Genomic DNA, 12,935 nt, shown 5'->3' with positions numbered 1-12,935 from the left:
GTTACTGGCTCAGGTGGCTCCGCGGCCCTCCGCCGAGGCGCGGCGCAGGAGCGAGGGCGACACGGGTCCGACACCTCGCAGGATCCGACGGCGCTGGCCCGTGAGCCGGAAGCCCGAGAGGGTGGCGAGCTCGCGCGCCATGGTGGCATCGACGAGCACGGTTCCGCTCTGGGCGACGGCGGTGAGACGGGAGGCGCGGTTGACGGTCGTGCCGAAGACGTCCCCCAGGCTCGAGACGATCGGCCCGCGGGCCATGCCGCACCGGACCTCGGGCAGGACGTCGTCCTGCGAGATGGTCTCGATGAGATCGAGCGCGATGGCGGCCGCCGGGGCGGCCTGGACGGTGGTGAAGAGCACCTCGTCGCCCACCGTCTTGATGAGGCGTCCGCCGTGCGCCGTGATGACGTCCGAGGAGAGTCGCTCGAACCGGTGGACGAGACGGGCGAGGTCGCGCTCGGACATCTTGCGCACCAGGGACGTGAAGTTCACGAGGTCCGCGAAACCGACGGAGCGCATCTTGACCAGGCCGTAGCTCTCCGGGTCGGCATCGGCGAGCATGCGCGAGATGGCGGCGCTCAGGTGCCGCCGCCACGCGTAGACGAGCAGCGGCTCGAAGCGGTCGGCGAGCTCTGCCATGCGGTGCGCCGTCTCCGTCGCGGTCTCGAAGGAGGGCACGACCCTCGTCTCGGCCCCCGCACCCGGGTTGGCGTCGGCGCTTCGGGCGAGCGACATCTCGGTCTCGACGGCCTCGGCGACGAGCTGGGCCTGCCACACGGCGAGCCGGTCGGCCGAGCGGGCCACGGCACGCGTCATGGCGAGAGCCAGCGCCTCGTCGACGCTTCCCTCGCGAACGATGCCGGCCACGGTCCGCAGGGCGTCCACGTCGGACGCGGTGAACAGCTCGTCATCGGTGTAGACGACGGGGAAGCCCAGGGCACGCCAGAACTTCTGGGCCGACCGGAGCGAGACACCCGCCTCGCGCGTGACGTCACGCCGCCGCAGCTCGAGGGGCCGCCCGAGCAGCCTCTCGGTCACCTCCTTGGCGTCGAGGTCCGCGTCGAAGGGCTCGGATGGCGGGGCCGAATCGGCTGCGGCACCGTCGGGCCGGGATCCACGGTCCCCCGTCCCGCCTGCCTCCGTCATGTCCCGATCATGCCAGCCGTGCTCCGGCCCGGGCGGACGTGGACCACGTCGCCCGCGGAGAAGGCCTGCTCCCCTCCGGCGACCTCGACGACGAGGGCGCCGGAGTCGTCGACCCGCGTGGCCCGTCCTTCGACGACAGCGCCGGACGGCAGGTGGACCCGCACCTGGGAGCCCGGGGTCGCGCACAACCGGCGGTACTCATCGCGCGCCGACGCGTCACGCAGCACGGCGGGTAGTTCACGCAGGTAGGCGATGATGAGGTCCTCGCGGCGGATCTCCGCTCCGGCGAGGCGCAGCGACGTCGCCGTGTGCACGGGGAGCTCGTCACGGCGCTGGTCCACGTTGACTCCAGCACCGACGACGACGGCATGCCGGCCCTGCCCCCATCCAGTGAGCTCGCAGAGGATTCCGGCGACCTTCCGATCGGCATCGGCCGGGACGAGGAGGTCATTGGGCCACTTGAGCCGGGTCTCGACGGGTGTTCCCGCGGAGGTCGTCACCGCCGTGACCGCACGGACCAGCGCCACCCCGGCCAGCAGGGACACCCACGCCAGCATCCCGGGGTCGGGCGCCGGGACGACTGCCGACACGGCGATCGAGGCCCGGGGGGGCACCTCCCACGACCGTCCCAGCCGACCCCGCCCACCCGTCTGGTCGTCCGTGAGGACGATGCGCCACAGCGGCGTTGCGTCCGGAACTGACTCAGCGGCATACCCTGCTGGGATCACGGCGGTCATGGCTCCCCGTGTGTCGGCACACGTGCTCACGATCTCGGAGGCGCGGCTGTTCGTCGAGACGATCGAGGGATGGAACTCGACCGACTGCCACGGCTGACCAGACGTGACCAATGCCGCACGGATGCGGTCGGGACGGAGCGATTCGCGCACTTCCCCAAGACTAGAGTGCTCGCCATGGCATCGGAGCAGGCGGCCGCTGAGGCGCAGCAGACCATCGACCTGTCGACGACGGCCGGGAAGCTCGCGGACCTCAAGCGTCGGGTCGCCGAAGTCGCCCACGCCGGGTCGGAGCGGGCGGTCGACAAGCAGCACAAGCGGGGGAAGAAGACGGCGCGGGAGCGCATCGAGATGCTCCTCGATGAGGGCACCTTCATCGAGATGGACAAGTACGCCCGGCATCGGAGCAACCAGTTCGGGCAGGAGAGCAACCGGCCGTACGGCGATGGCGTCGTCACGGGCTACGGGATGATCGACGGCCGGCAGGTGGCCATCTTCGCGCAGGACTTCACCGTCTTCGGCGGCTCGCTGGGCGAGGTCTTCGGCGAGAAGATCGTCAAGGTCATGGACTTCGCGATGAAGATCGGCTGCCCGGTGATCGGCCTCAACGACTCCGGCGGTGCGAGGATCCAGGAGGGCGTGGTCTCGCTCGGCCTCTACGGCGAGATCTTCTACCGCAACGTCCGCGCATCCGGCGTCATCCCGCAGATCAGCCTCATCATGGGGCCGTGCGCGGGCGGCGCGGTCTACTCCCCGGCCATCACCGACTTCACCGTCATGGTCGACCAGACCAGCCACATGTTCATCACCGGTCCGGACGTCATCAAGACGGTCACCGGCGAGGACGTCGGCTTCGAGGAGCTCGGCGGTGCCAAGACGCACAACAGCAAGTCGGGCGTGGCGCACTACATGGGCACCGACGAGCAGGACGCCATCGACTACGTCAAGGCGCTGCTGTCCTACCTGCCGAGCAACAACCTCGAGACGCCGCCGTCCTACGACGAGGGCGAGGCCGACCTCACCGTCACCGACGGCGACCGGTGGCTCGACACGTGCATCCCCGACTCGCCCAACGTCCCGTACGACATGAGCGAGGTCATCTCCCACGTCGTGGACGATGGGGAGTTCCTCGAGGTGCAGCCATTGTTCGCGCCGAACATCATCACCGGGTTCGCCCGCATCGACGGGATGTCCATCGGCGTCGTCGCCAACCAGCCGATGCAGTTCGCCGGGACGCTCGACATCGATGCCTCCGAGAAGGCCGCCCGGTTCGTCCGCACCTGCGACTGCTTCAACGTGCCGGTGCTGACCTTCGTCGACGTTCCCGGCTTCCTGCCCGGCACGTCCCAGGAGTGGGACGGCATCATCCGCCGCGGTGCCAAGCTGATCTACGCCTACGCGGAGGCGACGGTCCCGAAGGTGACGGTCATCACGCGGAAGGCCTACGGCGGCGCGTACGACGTCATGGGGTCCAAGCACCTCGGCGCCGACATCAACCTGTCCTGGCCGACCGGGCAGATCGCCGTGATGGGGGCGCAGGGAGCCGTCAACATCCTCTATCGCAAGGAGCTCGCGGCCGTGGCCGCCGAGGGCGGCGACGTCGAGGCCAAGCGCCAAGAGCTCATCACGCACTACGAGGAGACCCTCGCCAACCCGTACATCGCGGCAGAACGCGGCTACATCGACACCGTCATCTCGCCGTCGAACACGCGGATGAACGTCACGAGGGCGCTGCGGGCCCTGCGCAGCAAGCGCGACACGCTGCCGCCCAAGAAGCACGGGAACATCCCGCTGTGACCGCCCACAACCCGACGAACCCGGTGGCGATCCGGATCGAGCGCGGCACCGCCACTCCGGAGGAGGTGGCGGCGCTGACCGCCCTTCTGGCGGTTGTCGGCGGCAGCGGCACCGAGACCCGGCCGCGGCGTCCCTCCCCGTGGTCCGACCCGTCGTGGCGTCTCGTCGGCCCGTCGGCCCGCCGCGGTGGCTGGGCGTCGAGCTCGCTGCCCCGGCGTTGACCACCGACACAGCGGCCACAGCGGCCACAGCGCCCCGCTCCGGCACAGGCCGCGTTCCTGATGCCCCGTCTTGGCCCGGAGTGGTCTAGCCTCTCTCCTTGTGCCTGCCGTACCACTGAAGACGTCGTGATGCTTGCAAATCGCTACGAGCTGGAGTCCCGCATCGCTGCCGGCGGCATGGGCGAGGTCCATGTCGCCATGGACACGCGCCTTCATCGAAGGGTCGCCGTCAAGCTGCTGCGCGAGGAGCTCGCCGACTCTGGCGACTTCGTCGAGCGGTTCCGCCGCGAGGCGTTGATGTCGGCGCGACTCACGCACCCGTCGGTGGCGCGGATCCTCGACTACGGCCAGGACGGGGCGACCCACTTCATCGTCATGGAGCTCGTGGAGGGCCGCGACCTGGCCAAGGTGCTGGCCGAGCGGGGCCGGATCCCGGCCCAGGAGGCCGCCCGGATGACCGCCCAGGTGTGCGACGCCCTGGGCGCCGCACACGAGGCCGGCTTCGTCCACCGCGACATCAAGCCGAGCAACGTCATCATCACGCCGCAAGGCGCGGTCAAGGTGACCGACTTCGGGATCGCCAGGGCGCTCGGCGGCTCGTCCCTGACGGAGACCGGGACGATCATGGGGACGGCGCAGTACGTCTCGCCCGAGATGGTGCGTGGTGAGCCCGCGAACGAGGCCTCCGACCAGTACTCCGTCGGCGTCCTCCTCTTCCAGATGCTCACGGGCAGCGTGCCCTTCGACGGCGACTCCCCGGTCACCGTCGCACTGCGCCACCTCGACAGCGAGGTCCCCCGACCGAGCTCCCTCGCCCCGGACCTCCCCATCGCTCTCGACGAGGTCGTGGCCCGGGCGACGGCCATGGACCCTCGCGACCGGTTCCCGGATGTCGGGGCCATGGCGGCCGCGCTGCGACAGGTCGCCACGGCCCGCCCCAGCCACAGTGCACCGACGGCCGCGCTCTCGCAGCCGGCTCAGCACTCGGCCACCAGCGTCCTTCCCGCGGCCACGCACGCCCTGGCCAGCCCCAGGGCCGCTGTCCCCCACGACCGCGCTGAGGCGACACGTGCCGCGCAGCGGAGCCGCACCGAAGGCACGTCGCACAGCGGCCGTTCCCGTGTGCGCTGGGTCGTCGCCACGCTGGCAGCGGTCGCCATCGCGGCGGCGGCAACGCTGGCGCTGAACCGTGGGGACGAGCCGGTCAACCAGCCTGTCGCGTCGCCCACGACCACGTCCCAGGAGCAGCCAACCAGCCAGGAACCGGACACTCCCGAGGGTCCCGCGATGCCTCGCGATGCCGTCGGTCGGGAACGAGCCGATGTCGTCGAGGACCTCAAGGCGCGTGGCCTCAGGGTCTGGTGGGTGCTCGTCCGGTCGGGCGCCCCCGAGGGACAGGTCATCGGCACCTTCCCCAAGCAGGGCGAGGTCATGGATCGCGGCCAGACCGCGGTCCTCGTCGTCAGTCGCGGCCAGCTGCCCGGTGGGGTCGAGCCGGTCGTGGTTCCCGAGGGCCTGGCGGGCGCGACGGCCGACGACGCCACGACGATTCTCAAGCGCGCGAGCCTGCGGTACAGCACCGCCCCCATCCCGTCGGCTGAGGCACCGGGCACCGTCGTCGGCAGCTGGCCGGCATCGGGCGAGCCCGCCAGCGATGGCGTCGTCGTCCTCGTCGTCTCGGCTGGTGCGTCCCGTGACTCGGGCAACTCCGGCAACTCCGGCAACTCCGGTGACTCAGGAAACGGCACCGGCAACGACAAGAAGGGCAAGAAGAAGCCCGACAACCAGAACGACTAGGGCGGCGCTACCCCAAGAGATTCCTGGTGTCCTGGGGCCACGGGCTGGGATACGTTCGGTCGGTGACTGACACCACCACCACCGAGGCGCCCACGACGCGCCCCCAGACCGATGTCGACCGCCTCGCCGAGAAGTACCTCGACGCGATGGTCGAGCTCAGCCCGATCCAGGCCACCTATCTGGGCGTGCCGGGTCGCGAGGACGAGCTCGACGACTTCTCCCCTGCCGGGCACGCCGCCCACAGCGAGCTGCGGCGGTCGACGCTCGCAGAGCTGGCGACAGCCACGCCGACGGACGACGTCGACCGGGTGACCATTGCCGCGCTCACCGACCGCCTGGAGCTGGCCGAGCAGCGACACGCTGCCGGGCTCGACGAGATGGCCCTCAACGTCCTGGCCTCCCCGCTGCAGCTCGTGCGCGACATCTTCGACCTCATGCCGCACGAGTCGGAGGCCCACTGGCACACCTTCGCGGTCCGCATGTCCCGCATTCCAGCGGCCCTCGAGGGCTACCGGGAGTCGCTCCTGTCAGCCCGGGAGCGGGGCCTGGTCTCGCCCCGACGCCAGGTTGTCGCCTGCGCCGAGCAGTCTCGCGACCTGACGGCAGACGACGGCTACTTCGCCACGCTGGTCGCCCGCGCGGAGACGGCGGTCGGCCCTCTCGACGGCAACGCCAAGACCGAGCTCAGTGCCGCCGCGAAGGCGGCGTCAGCGGCATACGGCACCATGGCGGACTGGCTGGAGCGTGAACTGCTCCCGCACGCCCCGGAGGCCGACGCCTGCGGGCGGGAGCGTTACACGCTCGAGTCGCGCTCGTTCCTCGGCGCAGCCGTCGACCTCGAGGAGACCTACGCATGGGGGCAGCGCGAGGTAGCCAGCCTCCACGCCCAGATGAAGGAGATCGCGGAGGGCCTCGAGCCCGGGGCGAGCGTCCAGCGGGCCGTCGAGATCCTCGATGCCGACCCGACCTACCAGCTCCACGGCACCGACGCGCTCCAGGCGTGGATGCAGGAACGCGCTGACGAGGTGATCCGCAACCTCAAGGACGTCCACTTCGACATCCCGGAGCCGGTCCAGCGGATCGAGTGCATGATCGCTCCCACGCAGACCGGCGGCATCTACTACACCGGTCCCAGCGACGACTTCAGCCGGCCCGGACGGATGTGGTGGAGCGTCCCCAAGGGCAAGACCGAGTTCCAGACGTGGAACGAGCTGACGACCGTCTACCACGAAGGCGTCCCGGGCCACCACCTGCAGATCGCACAGACGGTCTACCGGTCCGCGCTGCTGAACAAGTGGCGCCGCCTCGACTCGTTCACGTCGGGCCATGCCGAGGGCTGGGCGCTCTACGCGGAGCGCCTCATGGCCGAGCTCGGTTACATGGACGACCCGGGCAACCGCATGGGCTGGCTTGGGGGACAGTCGCTTCGCGCTGCCCGGGTCGTCATCGACATCGGCGTGCACTGCGGCTTCGAGGCCCCCGAGGAGGTCGGCGGAGGTGCGTGGGACTACGACAAGGCGTGGACGTACCTGACCCGCTACGGCTTCATGGACGAGAGGACGCTGCGCTTCGAGCTGAACCGCTACCTGGGCTGGCCGGGTCAGGCTCCCGCCTACAAGGTCGGCGAGCGCCTCTGGCTCCAGCTGCGCGACGAGGTCAAACGGCGTGAGGGAGATGCCTTCGACCTCAAGGCATTCCACCGCCGGGCGCTCGACATCGGCGGCGTGGGTCTGGACACCTTGCGCGCAGCCGTGCTCGGGGAGTTCTGACCGCTTGACGCTGACGGCGTCGCCCCCTTCGCGGAGGCGGCGCCGTCTCGCTGTCCGTGCCGTACATTCCGTCGTATGCCGCTGAGCCCGCTGCCGCCCGACCGCCCCGTCCCGCTCGTGCTCGGTTCCGCGTCGCCGGCGCGGCTGAAGACCCTGAGGGGCGCGGGAGTGGAGCCCACGGTCGTGGTGAGCGAGGTCGACGAGGACCTCGTCGTGGCCGAGGCCCTCGACCGGTACGGACCGCTCGGGGCCGTCGACATCGCCCTGGTCCTGGCGCGCGCGAAGGCCGAGGACGTGGCGAGCCGCAACGAGTCGCCCGCACTGGTGCTCGGCTGCGACTCCGTGCTCCAGCTCGACGGCGAGGTGCACGGCAAGCCGGCCAGCCCGGCCGAGGCGGTGACCCGATGGCGTCGGATGCGCGGGCGGACCGGGTTCCTGCACACCGGCCACTGGCTCGTCGACGACCGCGACTCCGGCGGTGCGACGATCGGGGCGGTGGCCTCGACGACGGTGCACTTCGCCCGGGTCTCCGACGAGGAGATCGACGCCTACGTCGCCACGGGCGAGCCGCTGAAGGTGGCCGGGGCGTTCACCATTGACGGCCTCGGTGGACCCTTCGTCGCCGGGATCGAGGGGGATCACCACAACGTGGTCGGGTTGTCGCTGCCGCTGCTGCGAGAGCTGCTGGCCGACGCCGGAATCGGCTGGTTCGACATCGTCACCCCCTGACCGCCCCCGACCCGACCTCCGACCCCGCAACACACCGAGCACTGGTCAACACCCGGCGAAAATAGCCGCGGCCACTTGGCTACTGCTCGGTGTGGTGCGTCGTGTCGGCTAGGGGTAGAGGTCGTCAGCCAGGTTCTTGATGATGAGGTAGTGCTCGAGCCACCACCACATCTGGACGGCGCCGACGACGACGATCCCCGCGAGGATCCAGTAGCGCCACCGGCTCCACCACTTCAGCTTGAGGAACCACGCGATGATGAGCGTCATCGGGAAGGCCAGCAGGGCGTAACGGACCCGGCTCGGCGTCGTGCTCGTCACGAGGAGGATGTAGCCGGGGTAGGCCCCCGCCCAGCCCCAGATCTCGGGCCCCCAGCGCCACGAGTGCTTCGAGAGCATGAACCAGGTGAAGGCCGCCACGGCGAGGATGCCGAGGCCCTGCCCGATGACACCCCAGTAGGTGTAGAGCAGGTTCCACCACATGTAGAGCTTGACCTTCGTCTGGATGTTCCAGGCGAGCATGGTCTGGTTGTAGGCGTCCGGGGTCTGCGTCACGACCGAGACGATCGTCGGCCAGAGCAGGGTGAGCGCTCCCGCCCAGGCCGCCAGCGCCGCCATCCCCCAGCGGAGGCGGACCGGGTGAGGGCCTTCGTCGTCCTGGCGCCAGCGGACGACGGCGTGGGCGATGATGACCGGCACCATGGCGATGACGACGTTCCGCGTCAGGGACAGCACGACGAGCAGGACGGCGACCCACCAGTACCGCCTGGCCCGCAGCAGCATCAGGATCGCCACGACGAGGAGCAGGGCAGCCGACTCGGTGTAGGCGGCCGAGAACACCGGCGAGGCGATGTAGAAGCAGGTCGCCACGACCGCAACGATGGCCTCCCAGCGACCGACGGCTTCGTCGATGAGCTTGAAGAGCAGGAAGATCGCGACGAAACCGACGAGCGTCGAGAGCAGCGGAGCGACGACGACGAACGGCAGTCCGGTGACCGTCATGATCGCCCGGACGGTGAGCGGGAAGACCGGGAAGAACGCCCAGGGGTTCATGTCGATCCCGCCGTGGCCGACGCGGGGCAGGACCCGTGGATAGCCCGCCTCGGCGATGACGCGGTACCACTGGCCGTCCCAGTTCGTCATCGCGGCGAGGTAGCCCGGGTCGGCCGGCAGCGGGTACGAGATGCGGATGCGCTCCAGCCCGATGGGCAACGCGATCTGACCCTTCGCCAGCAGGATGCCGGCGACGAGGACGTAGATCCGCGAGATTGCGTAGACCGCGATCGGGAACCAGAACCCGAAGCGGCGCCACCAGGGCTGGCCCGCCTCGGCCTCGTGGTCGACGCGCTCGAGCCGCTCGGCCAGCCGCGGCTCAGACCGGCGGGACTGAGCGGCGTCGTTCGCTGAAGTGACGGTCACGCCGGGCAGCATAAGCCAGCCTGCGAACGAGGTCCGCACGCAACTGGTCCGCCTCGATGATCGAGTCCAGGACGAGATCGGCGGCCAGCCGCTCGATGTCCACGTCCTCCTCGTACTCGGCGCGACGCGCGGCCACGAACGCGTCGCGTGCCTCTGGGCCGTCCGCCGCCTCGACCTCCGCGATCTTGTTCGCATACACCGCGTTGACCGCGGCCTCCGGTCCCATCACGGCGATCCGGGCCGTCGGCAGGGCGATCGTCGCGTCCGGACCGAAGCCCGGTCCGGCCATGGCGTAGAGACCGGCTCCGTACGCCTTGCGGACGACAACGCAGAACTGGGGCACGGTCGCGGAGGACACCGCGCTGACCATCTTGGCTCCGTGCCGGATGATCCCTCCTCGCTCCACCTCCGAGCCGATCATGAAGCCCGGGACGTCCGCGAGGTAGACGAGCGGGATGGAGAAGGCGTCGCAGAGCCAGATGAAGCGGGCGGCCTTGTCGGCACTGTCCGTGAAGAGGACGCCGCCCTTGACCATCGAGTTGTTCGCCACGATGCCGACCGTCTCACCGGCCATCCGGCCGAAGCCGATGACGAGCTCGCCCGCCCAGAGCGGCTTGAGCTCGAAGAACGAGTCCTCGTCGACGAGTCCGTCGATGACGGTGTGGATGTCGAAGGGCACGGACTCGCGCTCCGGGACGGTGTGCCTCGTCAGCGGCGCCGACGGCTCCTCGGCGTGGTAGCTCGGCGGCTGGTCACGCCACGTGCCCGGCACGTACGAGAAGTACAGCTTGGCCAGCTCGATCGCCTCGACGTCGTCCTCAGCGAGCAGGTCGCCGACCCCGGAGACCGTGCAGTGCATCCGAGCGCCGCCCATCTCCTCGAGGGTGACCTTCTCCCCCACGACCATCTCGGCCATCCGCGGGCTGCCGAGGTACATCGAGGCGTTGCCCTCGACCATGATGATGACGTCACAGAAGCTCGGGATGTAGGCCCCGCCCGCGGCCGAGGGACCGAAGAGGCAGCAGATCTGCGGCACCTTGCCCGAGAGCGCCACCTGGTTGTGGAAGATCCGGCCGGCTCCGCGGCGTCCGGGGAACATCTCGACCTGGTCGGTGATCCGCGCCCCGGCGGAGTCGACGAACCAGAAGACGGGCAGCTCCTCGCGCAGGGCCATCTCCGTGGCGCGGACGATCTTCTCGACCGTGCGGCTGCCCCAGGAGCCCGCCTTGACGGTCGGGTCGTTCGCGATGACTACTGCCGGCCGGCCATCCACGGTCCCCCGGCCGGTCACCACGCCATCGGCCGGCAGCCCCCGCTGCAACGCGTTGGCGTAGCGGCCGTCCTCGACGAAGGAGCCCTCGTCGAAGAGCAACCCGATCCGGTCGCGGACGTAGATCTTGCCCTGTGCGTCGAGCTTCGCCCGGGCCTTCTCCGGGGCCAGCTCCGACGCGTGCCAGGCCGCGTTGAGGCGGGCCCGGACGTCGGCGACGCGCTCGTCGTCATGGACGCCGTCCCGGACGGAGTCCGTCGCGAAGGGGCCTTGGGCTGGGAGGTCACTCAGCGGCATACGGCTCATCCTGCCTGTTGAATCGCACGAGCTCAGGACTGCGGGAGGCCGAGCCCGCGCGCGATGAGCATGCGCTGGACCTCGGAGGTACCCTCGCCGATCTCGAGGATCTTGGCGTCCCGGTAGAAACGCGCCACGGGAAACTCCTCCATGAAGCCGTTGCCACCGAAGACCTGGGTGGCGATGCGGGTGGCCGAGACGGCCGCCTCCGTCGAGTAGAGCTTGGCGATCGCGGCGGCGTGCTTGACCTCCTTGACGGAGCGGCGGCCCTCGTGGAGCTCGTCCTTGAGCCACGCGGCCTTGTAGGTCAAGGTGCGGGCAGCCTCGACCATGACGGCGAGGTCGGCGAGCTGGAAGGAGACGCCCTGGTTGACGCCGATGGGCCGGCCGAAGGCCATGCGGGTCTTGGCGTAGTCGGTGGCGAGCTCGAGACAGGCCTGCGCGCAGCCGACCGCGAGCGCGGAGATGGCGATCCGGCCGTCGTCGAGGGTCTTGAGGAACTGCTTGAACCCCTCGCCCTCGTCGCCGAGCAGGTTCTCGAGAGGGACCCGGCAGTCCTCGAACGTGAGGCCGTGCGTGTCGGAGACGTGCCAGCCGAGCTTGTGGTAGGCGGGCTCCACGGTGAACCCCGGCGTGCTTGACGGGACCAGGATCGCGGAGATCTGGGCGGTGCCGTCCTCGTTCGTCCCGGTCCGGGCCGTCACCGTCACGACTGACGTGATGTCGGTGCCGGAGTTGGTGATGAACGCCTTGGCGCCGTTGATGACCCACTCATGGCCGTCCCGGGCGGCGCGTGTCCTCGTTGCGGCCGCGTCCGAGCCGGCCTCGGGCTCCGTGAGGCCGAAGCCTGCCAGCGCACGGCCCGCCACGAGGTCGGGCAGGAAGCGCCGCTTCTGCTCGTCGTTGCCGTAGGTGAGGATCGGGTTGATGCCGAGCCCGACTCCCGCGGACAGGGTGATCCCGATCGACTGGTCGACGCGGCCGAGCTCCTCGATGGCCACGCAGAGGCTGGTGAAGTCGCCCTGCCCTGCGCCGGCGCTGCCGCCGTACTGCTCCGGCACGACGAGCCCGAACAGGCCGAGCTCGCCCATCTTGGGAACGAGGTCGGTCGGGAAGTGGCTCTCCGCATCCCACTTCGCGATGTTGGGCGCGACCTCCTTCTCGGCGAAGTCGCGGACCACCTTGCGGAAGTCCTCGTGCTCCTGGCTCAGCTCGAACATGCCTGCTCCTTCCACGACCACCCGGTCACGCGGGTCTTTCGGGGCAGTCGGGGGCAGAGCCCCTGACAGTTGACGCTTACGTAAACGTAAAGCATTATCAAGTCCATGACAAGTGGCCCGACCTGGACCATCGCCCAGATCGCCGACGAGTTCGGCGTGACGCATCGCGCCATTCGCCACTACGAGGACCTCGGCCTCATCACCCCTGAGCGGCGCGGGACCCAGCGCATCTACCACCGGCGCGACCGGACGCGCCTGAACCTCATTCTGCGCGGCAAGCGGCTCGGCTTCCCGCTCGAGGAGATCCGCACCATCATCGACCTGTTCGACGCGCCGCGGGGCCGCCGCGCCCAGCTCGAGTACGTGCTCGGCCAGATCGACGTGCGGCGGTCCGACCTCGAGCAGCGACTCAAGGACGTCCAGGACGCGATCGCCGAGCTCGGCGAGTTCGAGCGGCGCTGCCAAGCCGATCTGGACCGCCTCGGCCAAAACTCGACGTTATGACCACCCCATGTCTTGCGTTCGGCCAGCCGTGACACCAT

General features: G+C 69.8%; 11 protein-coding genes. 6 read left to right on the top strand and 5 right to left on the bottom strand.

What is annotated here, in order from left to right:
* Positions 1 to 9: 9 nt before the first annotated feature.
* On the bottom strand, positions 10 to 1,143 hold the full coding sequence (locus ABF401_RS08955) for an adenylate/guanylate cyclase domain-containing protein (protein WP_353509196.1): 1,134 nt from the start codon (positions 1,141 to 1,143) through the stop codon (positions 10 to 12).
* Positions 1,140 to 1,880, bottom strand: coding sequence for a biotin--[acetyl-CoA-carboxylase] ligase (locus ABF401_RS08950; protein ID WP_353509195.1), 741 nt, complete (start codon positions 1,878 to 1,880; stop codon positions 1,140 to 1,142). Before ABF401_RS08950 ends, ABF401_RS08955 begins: the two co-directional genes overlap by 4 nt.
* 174 nt (positions 1,881 to 2,054) lie before the next feature.
* On the opposite strand from ABF401_RS08950, the gene ABF401_RS08945 reads away from it, so the two are divergent.
* The 5 genes from ABF401_RS08945 (at position 2,055) to ABF401_RS08925 (ending at position 8,190) form a co-directional block, all read left to right on the top strand.
* Positions 2,055 to 3,674 (top strand): acyl-CoA carboxylase subunit beta, encoded by a 1,620-nt coding sequence (locus ABF401_RS08945; protein ID WP_353509194.1) that lies wholly within the window; start codon positions 2,055 to 2,057, stop codon positions 3,672 to 3,674.
* On the top strand, positions 3,671 to 3,895 hold the full coding sequence (locus ABF401_RS08940; protein ID WP_353509193.1) for an acyl-CoA carboxylase subunit epsilon: 225 nt from the start codon (positions 3,671 to 3,673) through the stop codon (positions 3,893 to 3,895). Before ABF401_RS08945 ends, ABF401_RS08940 begins: the two co-directional genes overlap by 4 nt.
* A 129-nt stretch (positions 3,896 to 4,024) precedes the next feature.
* Entirely contained in the window at positions 4,025 to 5,692 is a 1,668-nt protein-coding gene (gene pknB, locus ABF401_RS08935; RefSeq protein WP_353509192.1) for a Stk1 family PASTA domain-containing Ser/Thr kinase, read from the top strand.
* A 146-nt stretch (positions 5,693 to 5,838) separates the two neighbouring features.
* On the top strand, positions 5,839 to 7,461 hold the full coding sequence (locus tag ABF401_RS08930) for a DUF885 domain-containing protein (protein ID WP_353509225.1): 1,623 nt from the start codon (positions 5,839 to 5,841) through the stop codon (positions 7,459 to 7,461).
* A gap of 75 nt (positions 7,462 to 7,536) precedes the next feature.
* A complete protein-coding gene (locus ABF401_RS08925) occupies positions 7,537 to 8,190 on the top strand; it encodes a nucleoside triphosphate pyrophosphatase (protein ID WP_353509191.1) in 654 nt (217 codons plus the stop codon).
* A gap of 108 nt (positions 8,191 to 8,298) precedes the next feature.
* On the opposite strand, the gene ABF401_RS08920 is transcribed toward ABF401_RS08925, so the two are convergent.
* Genes ABF401_RS08920 through ABF401_RS08910 form a run of 3 tightly spaced genes read right to left on the bottom strand, consistent with a single transcriptional unit; the run spans position 8,299 to position 12,393 of the window.
* Positions 8,299 to 9,606: a hypothetical protein gene (locus ABF401_RS08920; protein WP_353509190.1), complete on the bottom strand. Its 1,308-nt coding sequence runs from the start codon at positions 9,604 to 9,606 to the stop codon at positions 8,299 to 8,301.
* Complete coding sequence (locus tag ABF401_RS08915; RefSeq protein WP_353509189.1) at positions 9,560 to 11,173, bottom strand: acyl-CoA carboxylase subunit beta; 1,614 nt, start codon at positions 11,171 to 11,173, stop codon at positions 9,560 to 9,562. Before ABF401_RS08915 ends, ABF401_RS08920 begins: the two co-directional genes overlap by 47 nt.
* 32 nt (positions 11,174 to 11,205) lie before the next feature.
* Complete coding sequence (locus ABF401_RS08910) at positions 11,206 to 12,393, bottom strand: acyl-CoA dehydrogenase family protein (RefSeq protein ID WP_353509188.1); 1,188 nt, start codon at positions 12,391 to 12,393, stop codon at positions 11,206 to 11,208.
* Between the two features lie 105 nt (positions 12,394 to 12,498).
* Between ABF401_RS08910 and ABF401_RS08905 the strand changes: the two genes are divergently transcribed.
* Complete coding sequence (locus ABF401_RS08905) at positions 12,499 to 12,897, top strand: MerR family transcriptional regulator (RefSeq protein WP_353509187.1); 399 nt, start codon at positions 12,499 to 12,501, stop codon at positions 12,895 to 12,897.
* The last annotated feature ends 38 nt before the right edge of the window (positions 12,898 to 12,935 follow it).

Source organism: Intrasporangium sp., from assembly GCF_040414665.1.
Taxonomy (GTDB): domain Bacteria; phylum Actinomycetota; class Actinomycetes; order Actinomycetales; family Dermatophilaceae; genus Intrasporangium.
This window is presented reverse-complemented; position numbering and strand designations above follow the sequence as displayed.